Annotated in this window: 18 protein-coding genes; 10 read left to right on the top strand and 8 right to left on the bottom strand. The window is 54.0% G+C overall.

Translation table 11 applies throughout. The annotated features are described in order from the left end of the window. Positions 1-2: 2 nt before the first annotated feature. The gene (locus GT409_RS08535) at positions 3-437 is read left to right on the top strand and encodes a YiiD C-terminal domain-containing protein (RefSeq protein ID WP_160628681.1); all 435 of its coding nucleotides are present in this window, start codon (positions 3-5) and stop codon (positions 435-437) included. 1 nt (position 438) lies between these two features. Here the strand turns inward: GT409_RS08535 and GT409_RS08530 are convergent, their stop codons facing one another. Then, positions 439-2,121, bottom strand: a complete 1,683-nt coding sequence (locus tag GT409_RS08530) for a formylglycine-generating enzyme family protein (protein ID WP_160628680.1) — start codon at positions 2,119-2,121, stop codon at positions 439-441. 241 nt (positions 2,122-2,362) lie between these two features. Between GT409_RS08530 and thiE the strand changes: the two genes are divergently transcribed. The 3 genes from thiE to tsaD all read left to right on the top strand — a co-directional run bounded on the left by thiE (position 2,363) and on the right by tsaD (position 5,548). Continuing rightward, positions 2,363-2,989 (top strand): thiamine phosphate synthase, encoded by a 627-nt coding sequence (thiE, locus tag GT409_RS08525; RefSeq protein WP_160628679.1) that lies wholly within the window; start codon positions 2,363-2,365, stop codon positions 2,987-2,989. A gap of 161 nt (positions 2,990-3,150) precedes the next feature. Further along, on the top strand, positions 3,151-4,380 hold the full coding sequence (locus GT409_RS08520) for a S41 family peptidase (protein WP_160628678.1): 1,230 nt from the start codon (positions 3,151-3,153) through the stop codon (positions 4,378-4,380). A gap of 109 nt (positions 4,381-4,489) precedes the next feature. Beyond that, entirely contained in the window at positions 4,490-5,548 is a 1,059-nt protein-coding gene (gene tsaD / locus GT409_RS08515; RefSeq protein ID WP_160628677.1) for a tRNA (adenosine(37)-N6)-threonylcarbamoyltransferase complex transferase subunit TsaD, read from the top strand. An 85-nt stretch (positions 5,549-5,633) separates the two neighbouring features. Here the strand turns inward: tsaD and tilS are convergent, their stop codons facing one another. After that, positions 5,634-7,055 (bottom strand): tRNA lysidine(34) synthetase TilS, encoded by a 1,422-nt coding sequence (gene tilS / locus GT409_RS08510; protein ID WP_160628676.1) that lies wholly within the window; start codon positions 7,053-7,055, stop codon positions 5,634-5,636. Positions 7,056-7,507: 452 nt separating this feature from the next. Here tilS and GT409_RS08505 point away from each other — a divergent pair, with 452 nt between their 5' ends. Further along, a complete protein-coding gene (locus GT409_RS08505; protein ID WP_160628675.1) occupies positions 7,508-8,065 on the top strand; it encodes a hypothetical protein in 558 nt (185 codons plus the stop codon). 209 nt (positions 8,066-8,274) lie between these two features. On the opposite strand, the gene serS is transcribed toward GT409_RS08505, so the two are convergent. From serS to GT409_RS08490, 3 genes are all read right to left on the bottom strand, one after another. Continuing rightward, positions 8,275-9,546, bottom strand: coding sequence for a serine--tRNA ligase (gene serS, locus GT409_RS08500; protein WP_160628674.1), 1,272 nt, complete (start codon positions 9,544-9,546; stop codon positions 8,275-8,277). Between the two features lie 24 nt (positions 9,547-9,570). After that, positions 9,571-10,782, bottom strand: coding sequence for a hexokinase family protein (locus GT409_RS08495; protein ID WP_160628673.1), 1,212 nt, complete (start codon positions 10,780-10,782; stop codon positions 9,571-9,573). Between the two features lie 161 nt (positions 10,783-10,943). Beyond that, positions 10,944-11,864 carry an AraC family transcriptional regulator gene (locus GT409_RS08490; RefSeq protein WP_233231505.1) on the bottom strand — a complete coding sequence of 307 codons (921 nt, stop codon included), beginning with the start codon at positions 11,862-11,864 and terminating at the stop codon, positions 10,944-10,946. Positions 11,865-12,076: 212 nt separating this feature from the next. Between GT409_RS08490 and GT409_RS08485 the strand changes: the two genes are divergently transcribed. Further along, positions 12,077-13,267, top strand: coding sequence for an iron-containing alcohol dehydrogenase (locus tag GT409_RS08485; RefSeq protein WP_160628671.1), 1,191 nt, complete (start codon positions 12,077-12,079; stop codon positions 13,265-13,267). A 109-nt stretch (positions 13,268-13,376) separates the two neighbouring features. Beyond that, positions 13,377-13,808 (top strand): cupin domain-containing protein, encoded by a 432-nt coding sequence (locus tag GT409_RS08480; protein ID WP_160630079.1) that lies wholly within the window; start codon positions 13,377-13,379, stop codon positions 13,806-13,808. A gap of 13 nt (positions 13,809-13,821) precedes the next feature. Here GT409_RS08480 and GT409_RS08475 read toward each other — a convergent pair whose 3' ends face one another. Continuing rightward, entirely contained in the window at positions 13,822-14,718 is an 897-nt protein-coding gene (locus GT409_RS08475; protein ID WP_160628670.1) for a CPBP family intramembrane glutamic endopeptidase, read from the bottom strand. 83 nt (positions 14,719-14,801) lie between these two features. Between GT409_RS08475 and asd the strand changes: the two genes are divergently transcribed. Next, positions 14,802-15,908 (top strand): aspartate-semialdehyde dehydrogenase, encoded by a 1,107-nt coding sequence (gene asd / locus GT409_RS08470; protein ID WP_160628669.1) that lies wholly within the window; start codon positions 14,802-14,804, stop codon positions 15,906-15,908. Between the two features lie 55 nt (positions 15,909-15,963). Here the strand turns inward: asd and GT409_RS08465 are convergent, their stop codons facing one another. Continuing rightward, on the bottom strand, positions 15,964-16,131 hold the full coding sequence (locus GT409_RS08465; protein ID WP_160628668.1) for a hypothetical protein: 168 nt from the start codon (positions 16,129-16,131) through the stop codon (positions 15,964-15,966). Between the two features lie 185 nt (positions 16,132-16,316). Here GT409_RS08465 and GT409_RS08460 point away from each other — a divergent pair, with 185 nt between their 5' ends. Next, positions 16,317-17,888: a hypothetical protein gene (locus GT409_RS08460; protein WP_160628667.1), complete on the top strand. Its 1,572-nt coding sequence runs from the start codon at positions 16,317-16,319 to the stop codon at positions 17,886-17,888. Positions 17,889-18,185: 297 nt separating this feature from the next. Continuing rightward, positions 18,186-20,627, top strand: a complete 2,442-nt coding sequence (locus tag GT409_RS08455) for a multiheme c-type cytochrome (RefSeq protein WP_160628666.1) — start codon at positions 18,186-18,188, stop codon at positions 20,625-20,627. Positions 20,628-20,724: 97 nt separating this feature from the next. On the opposite strand, the gene GT409_RS08450 is transcribed toward GT409_RS08455, so the two are convergent. Beyond that, positions 20,725-22,008 (bottom strand): O-acetylhomoserine aminocarboxypropyltransferase/cysteine synthase family protein, encoded by a 1,284-nt coding sequence (locus GT409_RS08450; RefSeq protein ID WP_160628665.1) that lies wholly within the window; start codon positions 22,006-22,008, stop codon positions 20,725-20,727. Positions 22,009-22,021 lie beyond the last annotated feature (13 nt).

Below are 22,021 nucleotides of genomic sequence, written 5' to 3'. Positions count from 1 at the left end.
GCATGCATCCCGAAATAAACAGTCTGTTTGCAAAAATCCCGCCCGCGCGGGCGATGGGCATCACCGTTTCCAAACATTGGAAAAACGGGATTGAGCTCAGCGCTCCGTTTGAGCGCAACTGCAACGACAAAGGAACCGCCTTTGCCGGCAGCATCGCTTCGTTGCTGACACTTGCGGGATGGAGCCTTTTAACCGTACAGCTCCGAAAGTGCGAACTCGAGCCGGACATCATGGTCGTTGCGAGCGAAATCAAATACGCCCGCCCCGCCAAACAGGACCTGCGCGCATCCGTCGAACTCAGAAAACCGGAACTCGAGCGCATTCAAAACGACCTTCAGACCAGACAACGCAGCCGCGCCCGCCTAAGCATCACCCTGCATTCCGGCAAAACCGAATGCGCCACCGCCACAGCCGACTACGCACTCATTCAACTCTAGATTACTCATCGGAAAAAACTGCCCGTACAACACGGAAACCGGCAGTATCTTCTTCTGGATGACCTTTTGAACGAGTGGACACACGGCATTCTTCCTCCGAACTATTCCAACCTCCACCTCGGATAACGCGCAACTGCTCTTTTCTCTTCCTTGGCATCTCACACCCTACAGGATTGGGCTGCGGCCTACGGGGATAATCTCCGTACCAGTCATTACACCATTCTGGAGCATTTCCACTCATATCATATAAACCCAGCTCATTTGGACGTTTGTCACCAACATTATGAGTGTGGTTTGGCTCTGCGTGATGAGCCCTCTGAGGCTCCACACCTTCCTCACAATTTCCCTCATACCACCCGACTTCATCCAGATTATCACTCCCTGAATAATCCTTAAAATGGCCGGAGGCTCCTCCCCTAGCCGCATATTCCCATTCAGCCTCTGTGGGCAAGCGATATCCATTCGCTGAAAAATCGCAAACCCACTCTTTACCATCTTTTGTATAGCACGGCGTCAATCCTTCTTCCTTTGACTTCGCGTTACAGTAATAAACCGCGCCATACCACGTGCTTTTAATCACAGGGAGGTACTTTGCACCGAGCGACTTTTCAATTTTATCTCTATTTTCTGCATAAAACACTCCGTTCCATAAGGGGGCAGACTCTGAAGTCCTCCGAATCAGACCATCCCCGCCATGAGACAAAGAAACCCAAAAGTCTCCCCGCATGCCGCCCTCCCCGTCTATTTCCCGAGCCTCCAACCCGTTATTGTAAACCTTAACAATTTCACTTTGGGTTACTTCATGACTGCCAATCCAAAATGAGTCCAAGGTGATCTCATTTCTCTCCCTTAACAACTTTCCACCGGGAACCATCACCATTCCCGAAGCTGCCTTGAGTTCTTTCTGCTTTACCTTTTCAGCAACAGCCTTTAGATCCTCCGGCTCCTGAAAGAGTATAAAACTGGACGTCTCTAGAGCATCTGGAGGATTGCCTTTTTCAAGCTCTCTCGACACCTCCGCCCCATTTCGATCTGTGCGACGAATAACAAACAGCACCCCCCTCAATTCATCCTGAAGGTAAACAGTTTTTTCCCCATAATAGATAGTGTCTTCCGTCCTGTAATCAGGATTTACAATTTTCAAATCACGTAATTTGACCCTCTTGCTTCTGAACACCTTATCCTTCTCAGGCAAAACATCCAGAGCTCCACCCAACACGATTTTTCGCTTTTCTTCCCGATCACCTTCCGTTGCCTCGTAAAAAACCTGACATTCAACTTGGACGTTATCAATTGCTACGAATCCTCTATTCTCCAAACGCACGATATAAGAAATCCGTTGGACTTCCCCATAAGTATGAGTACCCATTCCGCGAGAATCCGGCTTAAATTCCTGATGCCATACATCTTCATCGACCTCAATACGTAGCGTAGATGAAGATAAAAAATTCTCATCAGCCACCCATGCCATGATTTCCTTCCGGGCGGTCTTAGGAAACGAATCAAGGGATCGGGAAATATATTCGGTGCCGATTTTCACTTTCACGGTTTTCTTCTTACCGTTATAGGATTGGATCTCGACCTTTTCAGCTAGGCCGAATTCTTCATCCAGAATCAGATTTTCTGCCAGTGCACTGCTCGCCAGCAGAAGAACCGCAAGCCCGATTATTTTAATCTGTTTCATGTTTCCTCCAAATACGAAAAAAAGTTCTGCATTATTGACTATTCTTCGCAAGCGAGTCAAGCGGTGCCATATTTCCGAAGCAGGCTGGAAGCCTGCGGTACGTATCGCAGGCTTCCAGCCTACCTCGTCCACTTTTGCGCATTTGAACCATTCACTATGTTCATTATTTGCATTCGAAAATTATCTATCGCTTCGCTTTCGGGCGCTTTTCACGGCCAATAAAATCTGTATGCTCTCCAACATGAAAATTTCTTATGGACTCTACATGGTGATGACCAATCCGGTCGTCGGATACGAAGAATGCGCGCGGGCCGGTGTACGCTGCGGTGTGCCGTTTATTCAGCTGCGGATGAAGAACGCGACGCGCGATGAGATTGTTTCCGAAGCCTGGAAAGTCCGCGAAGTGACGCGCGGCACAGACAGCCTGTTCATCGTCAATGATGACGTCACGATCGCCAAAGAGGTCGACGCCGACGGCGTGCATCTCGGCCAGGGCGACATGTCGCTGGCCGAGGCCCGTAAAATCTGGAACGTGCCCGGAAAGATTTTCGGCCTTTCGACGCACAGCGAAAAGCAGGCCGAAACCGCAATTGATCAGAAACCGGACTATATCGGCATCGGCCCCATCTTCCCGACGCCGACCAAAGCCATCGCCGACCCCGATCTCGGCGTAGAACGTGCCGGCGCCATCGCCAAATCAACACCGCTTCCACACGTCGTGCTCGGCGGAATTGACGGAACCAATCTGGCAGAGATTCTTCAGGCGGGCGCAGTTAACTACTGCGCTGTGCGCGCGATTATGCAGAGTCCTGAGCCGGAAGTGGAAATCCGCAAACTCCAGAACATCTGGGCTGAATATATTCTCTGAGACATCCTGTTCAACCTGGATATACCCAAACAGATGAACTTCCTGTAAGTTCGATCAAAACCTCCGCACTTTGGAAAACTATCGGTCACCGGAACTTCCGGCTTCCAAACATTGCAACTTTTCCGATAGGCTGTTTGAGCATCTTTTGCAGGAGAAACAGCATGAAGTTGAAGATTTTCTTTGCCGTATTGATCAGCAGCCTTGGACTGCAGGCCGCTGAACCACTGACCAATGCCTACGAAGCCATCGCCCTTTTCACAAAAGTTCTCGAGGAAGTGCACCGCAGCTATGTGGACACGGAGGAGGCGGGCTATGACACACTCATCCACCACGCGCTCTCCGGCATGCTTCAGGAACTGGACCCCTACAGCGTTTTCCTCGACGAAGAAAGCTATACGGACCTAAAGGACGATACCTCCGGAAGCTTCGGCGGCATCGGCATTGTGATCAGCATGAAAGACGGACTGCTGACCGTTGTTTCTCCAATGGAGGATACCCCCGGCTTTCGAGCCGGCATTCTTTCCGGCGATATCATCATTGAAATCAACGGCAAAGAAACCCGCGAGCTCTCCCTTTCCGAGTCTGTCAAGCTGATGCGCGGCGAACCGGGCACTGAAGTTAAAATCAAAACCCTGCGCCCCTCGAACCATAAAACAGACGAAATCACGATCGTGCGCGAAGAAATTGACGTCGCCAGCGTGAAAGACGCTGCAATGATCGAAGACTGGATCGGCTACATCCGCATCACTCAATTCAACGAACCAACCGGCCTGCATCTCAAAGAACAGCTCGAAAAGCTGAGCTCCGAAGGCATGACCGGCCTCGTACTGGACCTGCGCGGCAATCCCGGCGGACTGCTCAGCGCCGCCGCAGAAGTCACCGAACTGTTTCTGCCGCGCGGCGAGCTGATTGTATTCACCAAAGGCCGCAATAGCTCTCAGGACGGACAGCGGTATGAATCCTCCGGACTCACTCACTACACCGCCAAAGACTTTCCGATGGTTATTCTCGTGAACGGCGGAAGCGCCAGCGCCGCGGAAATCGTGTCGGGAGCCTTGCAGGATCACAAACGCGCAATGCTCGTCGGCGAAAAAACATTCGGCAAAGGATCGGTCCAAAGCATCCTGCCTCTCGAAGACGGCTCCGCCATAAAGCTGACCACCGCCAAATATTACACCCCCAGCGAACGGGTAATCCACGAACACGGCATTGAGCCGGACTACATCGTTAAAATGTCTCCGGAAGACCTGTTCCTGCTGCGCACACAAAAAGAACGGAAAAACGAAGAAGATGAATTCCTGCCGGAAGAACCCGAAATCCGGGACGTACAGCTCGACGCCGCCATCGGCGCGCTCAAAGGAATGATCATCTCGCAGGAATGGACGAAATAACCGAACAATATATTATCGCTCGCCCGCTCGTTTCTCGCTCTCGTCGCCAGGACACAAAGAGAAACGGCTTAGGCGTAATAACACCTTGCGAGCAACGGAACCACAAACAATGATTATTCTAGGCATCGAAAGCTCATGTGACGAAACCGCCGCTGCCGTTGTGATAGACGGCGCGGTGAAGGCCAACGCCATTTATTCGCAGATTGCCAAGCACGCGCCCTACGGCGGCGTTGTGCCGGAGATCGCCTCGCGCGATCACGTCAAAAAAATGCCGGGCATCATCGAACAGGCGCTTACAGAAGCCGGCTGCACCTTCGATGACCTCGATGGCATCGCGGTCACTTATGGCCCCGGACTCGCCAGCTCCCTGCTGATCGGCTACTCCGCCGCGCGGGCACTCAGCCAAAGCCTCGATCTGCCGCTGATGGGGATGAACCACCACGAAGGCCACATCTACTCTGTCTTCCTCGGCGACGAACCGCCGGTGCTCGATGGATGCTTCCCCATGCTCACCCTCATGGTTTCCGGCGGCGACACCCGCCTCGTCTACATCAAAGAACCGGGACATTACGAAGTCATCGGCCAGACCATCGACGACGCAGCCGGCGAAGCGCTCGACAAGGGCTCCACCCTGCTCGGACTCGGCTATCCCGGCGGCCCCGCCGTCCAGAAATTCGCCGAAGGCGGCAACCCGAACGCCGTGCGCTTCCCGCGCGGGCTCGACAACGCCGGCGGCGACTGGCCCTTCTCCTTCGACCGCAAGCTCTGCTTCAGTTTCAGCGGACTCAAAACCGCCCTGCTCTATCATCTTCAAAAACATCCCTCTGCTCTGGAAGACGAGGATGAAAAACGCGATGTCACCGCCAGCTATCAGGAAGCGGTTGCCGATGCGCTGACCAAGCGCATGGAACGCGCACTCAAAAAATATAATTGCGCCTCCTTCGCGTGCGCCGGCGGTGTATCGCTCAACCGCCCGCTGCGCGAAAAGCTCGCCGCACTCTCTGAAAAAACCGGCATTCCGCTTAAACTGTCGTCACCCAGACTCTGCACCGATAACGCCGCCATGATCGCCGGAGCCGCCGCCATTAAGCTGCAGGCAGGCCTTCCTTTCAACTCACCGGACGACGTTAACCCCAACCTCTCCCTCACCAACTGGTCTATTGCATAGGCGCGCAGTTTTTCTGGAGGAAACTTATGTAGCAACGTTTACCCGACCAACGGGAGGGAAGCGTTCCGGCCAGAACATCGCTTCCCTATCGGGTAAGCGATACTACATTCGAATTGCCTCCGGCGTTACCAAAAAACAAATACAGTGCGGGTTCATCGTCAGAAACGAGTTCCCAGCCGCGGGCAATGCGATAGCCGGGCAGCCAGATGATCTCACCGCCGCACTCAACGACGGGCCAATTGGCGCGCTGCGCGAGCGGGATTTTCAGATCAGTAAAAATATCCTGAAGCTTTTTGGAACCGTCCATGCCGTACGGATTCATCCGGTCGCCGGGACGCGGCGTGCGCACGGTCACTTCGCGGCCGGCAATTTGTTCAAGCGAAACCGACGCCTCCCATTTGCCACGCAGAATTCCAACGCCCTCTTCCATTCTGATTTTTCCAAGGGTTGAAAAATCCTCTGTACTGACACGCAGTGTCCCATATTCGTTAATCAAACGAACCCCTTCGAGATCAAGAAACGAGGTCCCGTCGGTCTTCTGAGAAAACTCAATGAACTGCTCAACGGCATCAAAGGTCGGGTTCACACCGAATTCGATGAGTCGATCGCGCGCGGCGCGGCGCACAGCGGCAGTTTCCGGATGATCCTCTTCATCGCGCAGGATCTCCATCGTGCGCAGAATATTTTCCGCGGCGCGCGCATTGATTTTTCCAAGGGTCGGAAGAATCTGATGCCGCACCAGATTGCGCGGAATCGTTTCGTCGCTGTTGCTCGCGTCTTCCCGCCATTCGAACTCCTCGTTTTCCAACCATTGAAAGCAGGCTGAGCCTGCACCCTTATTTGTCTCTAACCATTGGAAAATCTCATTCTTACGAATTCCAAGCATTGGACGAATCAGCATTAATTGAATTGTAGGACGCGCTTCCTGAAGGGAGCGTATGTTCTGCGGCTGTTTATCCGACAAACACAAGCTCTCTGAATACAGAGAAGCTTGTCCTACAACATGACACGACGTGGACGCGGCATCTGTGTTTTCCAAACATTGGAAACTTCTCATGCCACCCAAACCGGTCAGGCCGGTTCCACGCGCAGCGCGCAGAAAGAAAGTTTCGAGCTGATCATCAGCGTGATGTGCCAAAGCCACCACGCCCTTCGACTTTTGACCTTCGACCTGTGACCTGAAAAACTCATGCCGTGCTTCGCGGGCGGCCATTTCGAGCGAGATGCCTTTTTCCTGGGCGAGCGCGGGAACATCGATTTTCTGCGTAATGCATTCGACATTAAGCTTTGCGCAGAGGTCTTTAACGAACTGCTCGTCAGCATCGGCCTCCGACCCGCGAATGCCGTGATTGAGATGCGCGGCAATGATGTTGAATCCGAGCCGATGAAGGATGTGCAGCAGCGCGACGGAATCCGCCCCGCCGGACACGCCGACAATTACGCGAGTCCCTTCGGGAATCAGATTCTCCCGTTCAATTGCCGCTTTAACTTTTTCGATCAGATTCACTGGTTTATTTAACCACGAATGGACACGAATTCGCACGAATCAAAAGTAGTAGATTACCCGCATTCGATGTAGCAACGCTGAACCCCGCAGGGGACAGCGTTCGGGGTTAGTGAGGCACAGTCGCAATCAAAAATTTCACCAGCAAATGGATAAAATTTACGAATGAACAGATTTCCGGAATCCTGATTCGTAGATTTCATGATTCGCTGGTCGTCCAAATCGCCTTTGGAAAAATTCACCACAGAGCCCTCTGAGGCACTGAGTCTTTAGTAGAAGAGGCATCCTGCCTCTGGCCAGCGGCTGGAAGCCGCCTCTACAATCCAGAACTGCCAACCGGCACCACCAAAACTTAAAAAGCACAACTCAAGGTATTTTTCATTTCCAAGAACCGCAATTCCGACTACACTAATATTTCGAAAATGCGAATTTCGTCCATTAAGTTGGCAGAGCAAATGAAAAAGACAGATCATAGTATCCGGAATAGTGTCGTTGCTACACTCATCGCAACCCTTATCATTGCTATAGTAAAACCTATGCGCAATATGGCTATCGTGGTTTTCAAATGGTTATGGCAAATCATTCTCGCATTCAAAGCCCATCTAGGGTCGACAGCTTCCGTTCCATGGTGGCTTGTCTATGCAGTGCTCGCCATCATCATTCTTCTGCTCTCGCGAGCCATAAGACAGGCTTTACAGTCTTTGGCAACTGATGTAGCCAAAGCCTCACCGCTCAGTTACACAACCGACCATTTTCACGGTCTTGTCTGGCGGTGGCGAATGGATTCTGATTTCCAACCTTACCGTATTTCAACATTCTGCCCACACTGCGATATGCAGTTGCGTCCCTGCTCTTCAGGATATGGATATTCAACACAATTTCATTGTGATAAGTGCGGCTTCTCTAGTAGCAATATCGAGATGGAAACTGGGCAACTTGAGGAATGGATCAGCCGAGAAATCCAACGTAAACTCCGCACCAATGAATGGAAACAAGAGCTACCGAACCAATGAATGCTCAAATATTTATCATCCCGCGCGCGAAATGGAAAAACTGTGACTCAGATCGTTCAATATAAAAGCCTCGAGTCCAAACGTTGGAACCGGGGCTTTTCTTTTTGACTCTGCGCCTTGTGCTGTAGGGCGGGAATGGCCAACGGCCTTCCCGCCGCCCATGACGGGAAACGGCTGGAAGGTTTTCAACCGTTCCAGCCCTACAAACTTTACCCTAATTTTTCGAGGCCGCCCATGTAGGGGCGGAGGGCTTCGGGGACGGTGACGGTTCCGTCGGCGTTCTGGTTGTTTTCGATGATGGCGACGACGAGGCGCGGAAGAGCAACACCGGATCCGTTCAGGGTGTGAACGAACTGCGGTTTGCCGTTTTCGTAGCGGCAGCGGATGCGCGCGCGGCGGGCCTGGTAGTCGCTGAAGTTACTGACGGACGAAACTTCGAGCCAGCGTTCGACGCCGGGGGCCCAGAGCTCGATATCGTAGCATTTGGCGGCGGAGAAGCCGAGATCGGCGGTGCAGAGTTCGATGACGCGGTAGTGCAGTCCGAGTTTCTGGAGAACTTTTTCCGCTTCGCCGACGAGGATTTCGTGCTGGGCGGCCGACTGTTCCGGTTTTACGAAGTTGACCATTTCGACTTTGTCGAACTGGTGCAGGCGAAGCAGTCCGCGGTTGGTGGAACCGGCAGCGCCGGCTTCGCGGCGGAAGCACGGAGTGTAGGCAGTCAGTTTAACCGGCTCTTCCACGTCGATGATCTCTTCGCGATAGAGATTGGTGACCGGCACTTCGGCAGTCGGAACCGGATAGAGTTCGTCGGTGCTGATGTAGTACATGTCTTCCGCAAACTTCGGCAGCTGTCCGGTGCCGGTCATGGAGGCGGCATTGCAGACAAACGGAGGTTCCACTTCGGTATATCCGTGTTCCGTGGTGTGCAGGTCGAGCATAAACTGAATGAGCGCGCGCTGCAGTCTGGCGCCCTGCCCGGTGTAGACGGGGAAGCCGGAACCGGTGATTTTTGAACCGCGCTCAAAATCGACCAGTTTGAGTTCTTCGCAGATGTCCCAGTGCGGCTTGACTTCAAAATCGAATTCTTTGATCTCGCCGAAACTGCGCAGAACCGGATTGTCCTCTTCAGACGCGCCGACCGGAGTTGTTTCCGAGGGCATATTGGGAATGAACAAAACAATGTTCGCGATTTTTTCATCCAGCTCACGCACCTGCTCATCGAGGACGGAAATGCGGTCGCCGATTTTACGAACCTCTTCCTTGGCGGCTTCGGCTTCGTCCTTCTTCCCGTCTTTCATCAGGCCGCCGATGGCTTTCGATGCCGCATTGCGTTCCGTTTTGAGCTCTTCGGCTTCGGTAATGGCGGCGCGGCGCAACTGATCGAGTTCAAGCAGTCCGTCCACATCGGCTTCGGCCTTGCGGTTGACAAGCGCCTGTTTTACGGCGTCCGGATTTTCGCGAATGAATTTAATATCGAGCATGAGCGTTCCTTTCAAATTACAAAATCAGCAGCTGAGCGCGGCGATGGCCGCACCGACAATCGGGGCGTCGTCGACATGCACACAGAAATAGTCGACTTCCGCCTCGCTGAGAAGTTTTTTCAGTTCGACTTCAACCTGAGGGCGCAGGCCGAAGGTTTTAAAATAGGTGGAGCCGTCGAGATTGATGCAGACGGGCGACGTGCCGTTGCGAATGGCGGCGGCCGCCAGGTTCACAGCACTTAAATGCGCCGCGCGCGTCACAACGGCCGCGAACAGCTTGCGGATCATCTCTTCGTCTTCCTCCGAAAAACGCTCATCGGCCAGCGGCCCGATGTCGCGCCCGTTTTGCGCGGCGAAATTATCAATCTGAATCAGATGCAGATCGTGCATCTCTTCGAGAGCCTGCCGGCCGCTTTCAGAAAGCGGAACTTTTTTGAGGGCAGCGAGCGTGAGCGGGCCGAGGTAGGTCCCGGAAATCATTTTTTCAAGAATCTGCTGGCCGCAATTGCTGGAGGCCTCATCCACTTCACGGTCGATATCGGCAACCGGCAGCTTATCAAACCCGCCGGACTCGACATTAATCACCTCGCCTTTTTCAAGCGTTGCGGTGTTGGTTCCGGTTCCGAGAATGAAGCCGACATAGCCTTTCGCGCCGCGCGCCGCCCCTTCGGACACACCTGCCAGCAGCGTGGCGACGGTATCGTTGAGCAGTACAATCTTTTTACGCGCGATGCCGCGCGCTTCAAACACGCGGTTAAGCTCTTCGCCGATCATGCAGCCGACCACTTCCGGTGCATCAACACCCTTGGTCCAGTGCAGCAGCAGCCCGTCACGATTCGGCTGAATTTCGCAGGCATACGAAAAGCAGAACCCAATGCTGTCGGACTCGTTAACCACCGGCATAATCCGGTCAGCAAGTGTCTCAAAAAACTCCGACTTCGATACCCGCCCCGAGAGGCCGATCATTCCGCTTTTTTCAAAATTCTCAATCTGAAGCGAGCCGGCATCGTCAAACATCGCGGTTCCGACGCGCAAATTCGTTCCGCCGGCATCGACAACAATGACTTTCCGGTTTTTTGCAATTTCCTTGCTGACGCTCAGATAGGCATGGAGCATTGCCAACGAGCTCTCTTCGTTGGCCAGACCTTTGTCCATCTCAGAAAAAAACGACTGCATCAGTGATGCGGTGTCATACTGATGTGCACTCAAACCCAATCCGTCAATAAAGTCTCTCACAACCAAACCCTTTCAAAATCAAATTCATGAATGGACCGCTCAGGGGAAGCGAATCCGCTCGTTTTCCAAAGGCTGGGAAACCTACTGCATCCGGTTTCCAATGTCTGGAAAAAATTCAGGCAATTTTTGGGATTATTCCCAATCCACGGGAAACCAGAGCGTCACGCAAAGGTCGCCGACTCCTGCAGTTTTTTAATATCGCGTGCAGGCGGAGCGCCGAACAGGCGGCTGTATTCCCGACTGAACTGGGAGGGACTTTCGTAGCCAACCTGAAACCCGGCATTGGCGGCGTCCATCTGCTCCATAAGCATCAGTCGACGGGCTTCGCGCAACCGCAGCTGTTTCTGGTATTGAAGCGGACTGAGCGCCGTCGTTTCACGGAAGTGATGATGGAAGGTTGAGGTGCTCATTCCGGCGCGTTGTGCCAGATCATCAATCCGCAACGGTTCCATGTAGCTTTGCTGCAGCCATTCGACGGCCCGGGAAATCTGATGGCTTTGGCTTCCCGCAGACGCCATCTGACGAAGACGGGCGCCCTGGTCGCCGGTGAGCAGACGATAGATAATTTCGCGCTGAATGTTCGGCGCGAGAATCGGAATATCCTCTTTATTCTCCAGCAGGCGAACCAGCCGCTGGAACGCATCCGTCAGCGGAAGCGTCATTTTGCCGACAGCCATGCCGCGGCCGGACTGCTGCGTGCGCGGAGCCGGAAGGCTGCTGTCGACCAGCATCTGTGCCACTTCGCGCAGGTCGAGGTCCAGCCGCAGGCCCAGATAAGGTTTTTCGGGATTTGCCTCGATCACCTGAAAAGTGGTCGGCAGGTGAACCGAGGAAAGCAGAAAGTGATAGGCGTCATAAATGTAGGTCTCTTTGCCGAGCACAACGCGCTTGGCCCCCTGCGCCACCACACAAATACTGGGCTCATACATGCCACTGAGCGGCTCGGTCTTCGTTTCGCTCCGAAACAGAGAAAGGCCGGGAACCGCAGTCTCGTTTTTCTCGCCCCGCTCGGTTGATCGGGCAATCGCCGCAACAAGTTCACCCAGAGCCGGTTCAAGATCAGCCCCTGATTTTTTAACCATATTTCTCATAACCAAACCGTCTGAAGCTTGTTTTGGACATAAAATACACCACCCAACAAATATTCACAAATTTTACTGCCAATAGTTTTAGGCAATTTTTTGACAGGATCGTTCTACCACTTTTCCAGGTCGGTTCAGTAAAGTAAACGGCGTCAATCAAAGCAGGCGATCATGCAACCGGACAATGCCTGAAGAAAAAGAAAGGACACATTATGAGGTTCGACTATTACAATCCCACTCAGCTTACTTTCGGTGCAGGCAGCATTTCCCGACTGGGCGAAGTGACAGCAAAATACGGCAAGCGCGCCCTGCTGGTTACCGGCGGCGGCAGCGTTAAACGCAGCGGAACATTCGACCGGGCTGTTAAAAGCCTTGAGGCCGCCGGACTCTCCGTTTTCGAATGCGCCGGCGTTGAGCCCAACCCGAAAATCACATCCGTAAAACGCGGCGCAACCATTGCCCGCGAAAATGACTGCGATGTCGTCGTCGCGCTGGGCGGCGGAAGCACCATGGATGCATCCAAAGTGATTGCGGCATCCGTTTTATACGACGGCGATCCGTGGGACATGATTTTCCACGGTCAGGAAAACGTACACGTTCCGACCGAAGCGCTGCCGCTCATCACCATCCCGACCCTCGCGGCCACCGGTTCCGAGGCGAACAACGGCGCAGTGATTTCCAACGAGGACACGCAGGAAAAATCGTTCGTCAAGGCCGACTGTCTGTATCCCAAAGCCGCCCTGCTGGATCCGGAACTGACCCTGAGCGTTCCGAAAAACCAGACATCATACGGCGTCTGCGACCTGATCACACACGTAACCGAAGGCTATCTGAACAGCACGGACACCACGCCGATTCAGGACCGCTTTGCCGAAGGTGTGATTCTGACCGCGATGGAGTACGGCCCGAAAGCCATTGCCGACGGTTCCGATCTCGAAGCCCGCGAACAGGTGCAGTGGGCGGCCACGCTGGCGCTCAACGGATGGGTGCAGGCCGGAGGCGGAAGCACGGGATATCCCGTGCACATGATGGAGCACACCGTGTCGGCATATCACGACATCACGCATGCCGCCGGACTGGCAATCATCAATCCGGCATGGATGCGCTTTGCCGCAAAAACAAATACCGCCAAATTCGTACAGTTTTCTGAACGGATCTTCGGACTGAAATCCAACGGTCCGGATGATCTGGACTGCGCGCTGGCCGGCATCGACCGCTTCGAAACATTCCTGAAATCAATCGGCTGCCCGACACGGTTTTCTGAACTGGGCATCGACGACAAACTCATCGAAACCTACGCCAAAGAAACCCTGCGCATCATCAACGACGGAAACGGCAACCTGCCCGGTGTTCCGCTCATGAGCGAGCAGGACATCATCGACGTACTCAAAGCCGCTCTGTAATAAAGGAGAAGCAACCATGAGAATCAACCGCACACTGATCCATGCAGGCATGCTGTCCACACTCATGATCACTCTCTGCTCATGCAGCAATCTGAAAGGAGAACACACAATGAACAACAAAGCTGTCTTCGCCAAAGGCGACCCAGGACCCAAAGAATTCTTCAGCAATACGGCGTGGGTCAACATGCTGCACACAGATGAAGACCAAGCCTTCGATACGCAGGTGTACAACGTCACCTTTGAGCCCTCCGCCCGAACCTATTGGCACTCTCATCCCGGCGGCCAGATCCTGCTCTGCACGGAAGGCCGGGGCTGCTACCAGGAAAAAGGACACCCGGCACGACAGCTCGGGAAAGGCGACGTTGTCGCAATTCCACCGAATGTCAACCACTGGCATGGAGCCGCCCCGGACAGCGAATTCGTTCACATCGGCATGAGCACCCAGGTACATCTGGGCCCCGCCGAGTGGTTTGGGCCGGTTACAGATGAAGAGTACAACGGCGCAACAGCGGACCGATCAATCATAAACAACCGTCTGTAAAGGGAGTTGCCTGTCAACCACCGGTGAGCAAAAGCAGAACAACGGTCACCGCATTGAAACAGGCATGCATCCCGATCGGCACCAGCAGGGAACGGGTTCGGGCATAGACAACACTGAAGAATGCCGAAAGCAGAAACAGCGGTAAAAAAGACGGCAGGTGGAAATGCATTCCGGAAAAAATCAGCGAAGTCACGATAATGCCCGGCCAGAAACCGGCGCGGCGGACCGCCCACGGCAGCAGGATGCCGCGGAACAGAAATTCTTCAAAGAGCGGTGCTAGAATGATGGCGGTGCAAAACATCGCTGCGCGCACGAGCGGCGTTGCGGGCGCCAGGAAAATCTGTGCGACATCCTGCAGGTAGAAATCGTATCCGAGCTGATAGAGAAACACCTGGTAAAGCATGCTGTAGAACCAGAGGAGCGGGATGGCCGCCAGATAGAACAGGACAGAAAGCCCGATCATGGCCGGAGTACGCCGCCAACTGACCGCATCCTGCTCGCGACGCGAAATCCGGCGGTGAATAAAAATTCCGGCAATGATGATTGCCGCGGGCAGGTTGAAAAACAGGCCCTGGAAAATAAGGGTTACCGGTTCCGGCTCGTAAACAGAAGGGAAAAGAGCGCTGTACGACAGAGAACAGGCTACATACATTGCGATCAGCGTCAGCACAAGAATCAGGATCAGCTTGCCCGGCATGGCGCGCTTTCGGAGTGTTTCGCTCCAGTCCTTCAAACGGGGCGGCCGTTTCATGAAATAGACGACCAATCCGAAATCCAGCACAACCCCGATGGTCAGGATCAGCAGAAAAAACAGTCCCGCAAGAACCGCACCATGAGGGGGCCGACTGTAGTCCCAGAACATGCCGCCCTGCGGAGCCATCTCAGCTAAAAAGGGAAATATCTTAAACATTCGGATCACAATAGCGGCTTGTGTTTCATTTTTAAATCAAATACCGTTCCCGCCTTTTGAAAATCTTTCCGGAGGGAAATGAAATGATGACAGTTGGATTTATTGGATGGCGAGGCATGGTGGGTTCCGTTCTGATGGAACGCATGCGGGCAGAAAATGATTTTGAACATATCAACCCGGTATTCTTCACCACCTCACAGGCCGGCCAGGCCGCACCGAACGTCGGAAAAGGCGAATCGGTACTGCTGGATGCATTTAATGTGGACGAACTCAGCAGGATGGATGCAATCGTCACCTGCCAGGGCGGCGACTACACCACCGAAGTGCACGGCAAGCTGCGCGACAGCGGCTGGAACGGCTACTGGATCGACGCAGCCTCCACCCTGCGCATGGCCGAACAGGCAGTCATCGTGCTCGACCCGGTCAACAGCCCGGTCATCGAAAAAGCACTGGCCGACGGCAAAAAAGATTTTATCGGCGGGAACTGCACCGTCAGCCTGATGCTGATGGCTATCGGCGGTCTGTTTAAAGCAGGCCTTGTCGAATGGGTTTCCTCCATGACCTATCAGGCGGCCTCCGGCGCGGGTGCACAGAATATGCGCGAGCTGCTTTGCCAGATGGGCTCACTCAACGGCTGCGTGGCCAATGAGCTGGCGACCCCCTCCTCCGCTATTCTCGAAATCGACCGCAAAGTAACCGCTCAGTTCAGTGCCGAGGACTTCCCAACCGAACGCTTCGGCGCACCGCTGGCCGGCTCGCTGATTCCGTGGATCGACAAAGCCGTCGACGACGGTCAGACCAAGGAAGAATGGAAGGGCTGCGTTGAGACCAACAAGATTCTGAAAAACGATCCGGCGGTTCCGATCGACGGAATCTGCGTACGCATCGGCGCAATGCGTTCCCACTCCCAGGCGCTGACCATCAAACTGACCAAAGATGTCGCCGTGGAAGAAATCATGGACATCCTGCGCAACGACAACGAATGGGTCGATGTGGTTGACAACAATAAAGAGGATTCGCTCGCGCGCCTGACTCCGGCTGCCATTTCCGGAACACTGACCGTTCCGGTCGGACGCATCCGCAAAATGAAAATGGGCCCGGAATATTTGAGCGCCTTCACGGTCGGCGACCAGCTGCTGTGGGGCGCGGCCGAACCACTGCGCCGAATGCTGCGCATTCTGCAAGGTTAGGCGGAAGGCACGAGGCAACAGATCTTTACTGCCTCGTGCCTCTCATCCTCATCCCTTACTCATATCCGCTCATACCGGGAATACCGACGGAACCTTCCCACGTGGCCGGAGTACTCCACGGCATATCAGAATATTCACGAGGCGTACCGTCTTCATATGTAGGCGTTGAACACCCGCCCATGAGCATTGCCGTCAAAATCAGTAGAAGTGCTGTAACTTTCATCCCGCCATTTATCCTCTTTTTTCCAGTTTTTACCAGTTATTGCTTTTGAAAAAAACAGGCTCTGGCATGGCCGAAGTATCGACGAATCGTTCCCGGCGGCTTTTCGGCCAAATTTGACAATAAAATATTTACCGGGTAGATTTTTCCGATTCAAACAAGGGCTTATATCAGCTTACGGAAAATCGATGATAAAGACATTTGACGTTATTGTGATCGCGACTCTGGCCTGTGCCTGGCACAGCCCGTGCGTTTTTTCCGGGACAGACCTGACCCGTGAAAACGAGGGAGACAGGCATGTTGTTCACTATGAGGATTTCGGGGCTCAGGGAGACGGCAAAACAGATGACATTGCGGCGATTGCTAAAGCACATGCATTTGCCAATCAGCACGGGGTACACGTCAAAGCGAACGATGACGCAACGTATTATATCGGGGGGCAGAACAACACGGTAATCATTCAGACCGACACCGACTTTGGTGCGGCCAAATTCATCATCGACGATACCAACGTTGAAAAGCGCTACGCTCATATCTTTGAGATCCGCTCCATGCTGGAGCCGGTCAACCTGCAGGGGGTCACTGCCCTCAAACGAGGGCAACGAAGGATCGAAGCGAGCCTGCCTCAAAACTGCTTCATTCATGTAACGGACTCCAGCGTCAAACAGTTCATCCGCCGGGGGCTGAACCAAAACAGCGGCAAATCGCAGACCGAAGTGTTTGCCGTCAACAAAAACGGTTATATCGATGCAAACACCCCGATTGCATGGGACTTTGATCAAATCTCCGATCTTTCTGCGTATCCGATGGATGCGGCGCCCTTGACAATCACCGGCGGCCGCTTCACCACCATCGCCAATCAAGCAGAGTCGAAATATACGTATTACTCCCGGGGAATCGCGATCCGGCGTTCCAATGTAGTTGTCGACGGCCTTGAGCACCGCATCATCGGCGAAAAAGATCATGGAGCCCCTTACGCCGGTTTCATCAACATCGGCAACTGCGCCAATGTGAAGATTCAGAATACGATACTGAGCGGGCACAAGACGTATCGGACCATCGGCAGCGCGGGCAAACCCGTGTCCATGGGAAGCTATGATATTCACGTCAATCGCGGCCTGAACGTGACGTTTGAGAACTGCAGCCAGTTCAATGATATTAAGGATCGCAAGTATTGGGGAATCATGGCATCGAACTACAGTAAAAACCTCCGGCTCGAGCACTGCAGCCTGTCGCGGTTCGATGCCCACATGGGTGTGGCCAATGCGACAATCCGGAATTCAACGCTGGGCCACATGGGCATCAACGCCATCGGCAGCGGAACATTCCTTGTGGAGAATACAACCGTTTACGGCAAAACATTCATCAACCTGCGCAGCGACTACGGAAGTACGTGGCAGGGAGACATCATCATTCGCGACTGCGTGTTTGTACCGGCAGGCGGCAGAGCCGTCAACGCCAGCCTGATCGGCGGCAGGAATGACGGGCAGCATAACTTCGGATACACCTGCTATATGCCGGAGCGAATCGTCATTGACACCCTGCACATTGATGATTCCCGTCACCCGAAGAAGTACGACGGCCCAACAATTTTTGCAGACTTCAATCCTCGCGTGAGCAAGACTGGAACCGAGGAAAAACATCCCTACATCAAAACACGCGAAGTCATCCTTAAAAACGTCACAACCGCAAGCGGTGAGCCGCTCCGCACCAGTAAAAATCCCGTACTTTTCAAAGACGTACATGTGAAAAACAGGTAAACGCGGGCACGCACCTTCACACCCGGGCCAACCGCGAATGTTCAGAATAAATCTCCTATGCATGGAGCTTCGCCGACGACAGGGAATGGGCGATTTTCCAATCCTTGAAAATCGCGACCGGGCGAAATATCTGGCCTACACCATCCCAAACGACGCGGAACCCCTACTGAAAATCCCGCCGATCTGAAGCAGCAATTTTACCGAATCCCTCTCACCGGCTAAGATCGAATCAAACACAAATACGTCTTTATGGCTGAATCAAATTTTTATATACTTCAGCTAATTGCGGGGGTGTTCATGAAAAAACTTTTCCTTACAGGATGGATAATCATTTTTCTTCTGTTTTTCTCGGCATCAGCATGGACGCCTCTGCCGGTTACTGACGACCCCGTCGTGCGGATGCCCGGCACCCAGCCCGGACAGGTCGTTGGTCTCGAATCCGACAAACAGTGCCTGAGCTGTCATGCGGGCGGACAATATGAAATGGAGCAATGGAAGGGCTCGATGATGGCACAGGCCTCTCGCGACCCCCTCTTCTGGGCCGGACTGACCGTTGCGGCACAGGACGCGGTCTATGCGCTGGGCACCCCCAACGCCGCCGATATCTGTGTGCGCTGCCACTTTCCGCAGGGCTGGCTGGACGGCCGGTCCGATCCGGTCAACTGCGCAGAGATGCGCGGCGAAGATTATGATGGAGTCAGCTGTAAAATCTGCCACTACCTCTACGATCCGTTTTATCAGTCCACTTATGGCGGAACGCGCGAAGGAAACGACTGGACCAACTACTGGGATGAAGCCATCGACCTCCAGAGCACCATCGATGCCACCCGAAGCGCAGACGCCGAAGCGGCGGCGGCCATCACCTTTTTCAACGGAACCGGTTTTTTCTCGAACAACATTCCGCTCGCCGGCGGCTACACTGAAAACGGCGGCGGCCACATGTTTCTGGTTACCCACACAACGGGAATTTCCGACGGAAAGCGCGCCCCGTTCGCAGATGCCAACGCCAAGCACGACATGCTCTACAGCCGATACCATAAAAGCAAATATATGTGCGGAACCTGCCACGACATTTCCAATCCGGCGCTGGTCAACTACGGAGCTGACACCAACGCGCCGCTGCCCTCAGAAACGCAACCAGCCTACAGCTATGCACATGTCGAACGCACGTTCTCCGAGTTTATGCTTTCAGGCTACGGACGTATCGGCGGCATGACCGGCACCGGACCGTACGCGCCGGATGTGTTCAGCACCTCGCACGCCGGCAACGAAATTGCCACCTGCCAGGACTGCCACTTTCGCGACATTGATGGAGCCGCCGCGGCAAAAGGAGGCGTTGTTCGCCCCGGCGAATCGGTCGCGCACCCTCTCAGCGGGGTTCCGCAGCATCGAATGATAGGCGGCAACCTTTGGGTTCCGTACATTCTGGCAAGCACGGTTCCCACCTCGCTCAATTACAGCCCCACCAATGAGGCACTGCTGGGTCAGGGGCCGGAAATCCTGACCCTCGATTTCTCGCAGGGCACACCGCTTGATCCGGTCATCCTGCTTGAAACCGTCAACCGTTCGGGACAAATGCTTCAGGAATCCATTTCCATGATTCACGAGACCTACTCGATTTCCAACCGGACGTTTACGCTGCGCCTCCAAAACCATACGGGGCACAAACTGATCTCCGGCTACCCGGAAGGCCGCCGCATGTTCCTGAACATCAAGGCCTATGTGGGCAATGATGTGATCTACGAAATCAACCCTTACGACTACACCGTCGGCACACTGAAAGGACTTGATGAGGGTTACTCTCCCAACAGCCCCGAGCTGAATCCGTGGGAAGAGTATCGCGACGAACTCGTCTACGAGGTTCATCAGGCGAGCACAATTCTGGGGGTCGATGAATCGTTCCATATGGCACTGGCCACTCACCGCTATAAAGACAATCGGATTCTGCCGCAGGGTTTCGACATCACAAACGCGGCGGCCCGACTCTGCGAGCCGGTCTGGCACGGCCGTTCCGATACCGGTTTCTATTCCGTCAGCAACTTCTATACTCAGGCAGAGTATGAAGGCGGATACGATGAAGTGTCCGTCGAACTGCCGTTCGGAACCGAACGCATCACGGCCGGGCTGTACTACCAGACCACCAGCCGCGAATTTATTGAATTCCTGCGCGACGAAATCAACGGAACCGGCGGTACACTCTCCGGCACGGGCGCCGGCGGAGATCCTGCCTACATTGCCCAGTCCGATCCCTGGTTCTCCGGCCTCGCCGCATGGGGAAACACCATCTGGCAGCTTTGGGACTATAACAAAAATGTCCCCGGAGCCGCGCCGGTCTTAATGACCAATACCTTTGTGCAGATGGATGTCTCCGACGACGACCTCGACGGCATTCCCGCCTACTGGGAAGAGCAGTACTTCGGCGGACCGACCAACGCCAACCCGCTGGCGGATGATGATGGTGACGGCAGCAGCAACTACGATGAATATATCGCTCTGACCAATCCCGACGATGAGGAATCCGTATTCCGGATTACAACACTGTATAACGGCGGAATGCCCGGGCTGAGTTTCCCGGCGTATTACGCCCGAACCTATACCCTGAGCTTTACCACCAATCTGGTTGACGGAATCTGGAGCAACCTGATCTATGAAATGACAGGCGAAGACGAAGAAATGGTTCTCTATGAAACCAATACAATCGATCAGGCATTCTTCAAAGTCAGGGTTGAGAAACCCTGATTCAAATCGAACGACGGAAACAGAAGAACCGGCAGCTTCCAGAAATTGGAAAACAGCCGGTTCTTTTTGTCCAGGGTCTGGAACTTTTTTCGGCTGATCAGATCTGCTGAAGAGCCTGATCAAAATCAGCGATGATATCGTCGATGTTTTCAATTCCAACGGTCACGCGAATGAGGTCCGGAGTAACGCCGGCGGCAATCTGTTCTTCGGCCGTCAGCTGGCGATGCGTCATGCTCGCCGGGTGCAGGACTCCGGTGCGCACATCGGCCACATGCACCACAATCGCAGCAAGCCTGAGCGAATTCATGACTTTCTCGCCTTCGGCGGCTCCGCCTTTGACCCCAAAGGTGAGTACACCGCTGCAACCGCCGTCGCGCAGATATTTCTGTGCCCGGTCATGATGCGGATGATCAGACAGACCCGGATAGTTGACCCAGCCGACTTTCGGATGGGCGCTCAGGAATTCAGCCAGCTTCTGCGCGTTTTCACAGTGGCGCGGCATGCGGACGTGAAGTGTTTCGAGACCGAGATTTGACAGGAACGCGTTCATAGGACTCATGTAGGAGCCGACATCGCGAATCCACTGGACCCGCGCTTTCACCGCATAGGCGGCGTCTCCGAACTGCTCGGTGTAAACCACGCCATGATAGCTCGGGTCGGGCTCGGTCATTTCAGGATATTTACCGTTGGCCCAGTCAAAATTTCCACCGTCGATGATGACGCCTCCAACACTGGTCGCGTGCCCGTCGATGTATTTGGTCGAAGAATGCACAACAATGTTTGCGCCCAGCTCCAGCGGACGGCACAGATATGGCGTAGCAAAGGTATTGTCGACGATAAGCGGGACGCCCATCTCTTTGGCCAGCGCAGAGAACTTATCGAAATCCAGAATATCCATTGCCGGATTGGCAATCGTCTCTGCAAAAATACCTTTAGTGTTGGGTTTAAAATACGTCTTGAGCTCCTCGAGCGGCAGCTCCTGGTTGACCAGTGTCACTTCGATGCCCATTTTTTTGAGCGTGTTCGTGAACAGAGCCACGGTGCCGCCATACAGTTTTCCGGCGGCAATAAAATGCTCGCCTGCGGAACAGATATTGGTAATGGAAATCATGGACGCGGTCTGTCCGGCGGAAGTTCCCACCGCAGCGACGCCGCCCTCGAGCGCCGCCATTTTTTTCTCGAAGGCCTCTACCGTCGGATTGCTGATTCGCGAATACATGTGCCCCTCTGCTTCGAGATCGAACAGCTGGGCCACTGCGTGGGCGGTGTCATATTTATAGGTTGTACTCTGATAAATCGGCAGAACGCGCGGCTCCCCGTTTTTGGGCTCCCAGCCTGCCTGTACGGCGTTTGTTTCCAGTTTCCAGTTTTTATCGCTCATCGTTTTTCTGATC

The organism is Tichowtungia aerotolerans (assembly GCF_009905215.1).
In the GTDB taxonomy this organism is placed as follows: domain Bacteria; phylum Verrucomicrobiota; class Kiritimatiellia; order Kiritimatiellales; family Tichowtungiaceae; genus Tichowtungia; species Tichowtungia aerotolerans.
This window is presented reverse-complemented; position numbering and strand designations above follow the sequence as displayed.

Excerpts from the sequence above, each read along its gene's own strand:
- asd (WP_160628669.1), top strand. The coding sequence starts at position 14,802 with ATGATGACAGTTGGATTTATTGGATGGCGAGGCATGGTGGGTTCCGTT.
- GT409_RS08475 (WP_160628670.1), bottom strand. The coding sequence starts at position 14,718 with ATGTTTAAGATATTTCCCTTTTTAGCTGAGATGGCTCCGCAGGGCGGC.
- GT409_RS08455 (WP_160628666.1), top strand. The coding sequence starts at position 18,186 with ATGAAAAAACTTTTCCTTACAGGATGGATAATCATTTTTCTTCTGTTT.
- serS (WP_160628674.1), bottom strand. The coding sequence starts at position 9,546 with ATGCTCGATATTAAATTCATTCGCGAAAATCCGGACGCCGTAAAACAG.
- GT409_RS08490 (WP_233231505.1), bottom strand. The coding sequence starts at position 11,864 with ATGGTTAAAAAATCAGGGGCTGATCTTGAACCGGCTCTGGGTGAACTT.
- GT409_RS08465 (WP_160628668.1), bottom strand. The coding sequence starts at position 16,131 with ATGAAAGTTACAGCACTTCTACTGATTTTGACGGCAATGCTCATGGGC.
- tsaD (WP_160628677.1), top strand. The coding sequence starts at position 4,490 with ATGATTATTCTAGGCATCGAAAGCTCATGTGACGAAACCGCCGCTGCC.
- GT409_RS08485 (WP_160628671.1), top strand. The coding sequence starts at position 12,077 with ATGAGGTTCGACTATTACAATCCCACTCAGCTTACTTTCGGTGCAGGC.
- GT409_RS08505 (WP_160628675.1), top strand. The coding sequence starts at position 7,508 with ATGAAAAAGACAGATCATAGTATCCGGAATAGTGTCGTTGCTACACTC.
- thiE (WP_160628679.1), top strand. The coding sequence starts at position 2,363 with ATGAAAATTTCTTATGGACTCTACATGGTGATGACCAATCCGGTCGTC.
- GT409_RS08480 (WP_160630079.1), top strand. The coding sequence starts at position 13,377 with ATGAACAACAAAGCTGTCTTCGCCAAAGGCGACCCAGGACCCAAAGAA.
- GT409_RS08535 (WP_160628681.1), top strand. The coding sequence starts at position 3 with ATGCATCCCGAAATAAACAGTCTGTTTGCAAAAATCCCGCCCGCGCGG.
- GT409_RS08520 (WP_160628678.1), top strand. The coding sequence starts at position 3,151 with ATGAAGTTGAAGATTTTCTTTGCCGTATTGATCAGCAGCCTTGGACTG.
- GT409_RS08530 (WP_160628680.1), bottom strand. The coding sequence starts at position 2,121 with ATGAAACAGATTAAAATAATCGGGCTTGCGGTTCTTCTGCTGGCGAGC.
- GT409_RS08450 (WP_160628665.1), bottom strand. The coding sequence starts at position 22,008 with ATGAGCGATAAAAACTGGAAACTGGAAACAAACGCCGTACAGGCAGGC.
- GT409_RS08460 (WP_160628667.1), top strand. The coding sequence starts at position 16,317 with ATGATAAAGACATTTGACGTTATTGTGATCGCGACTCTGGCCTGTGCC.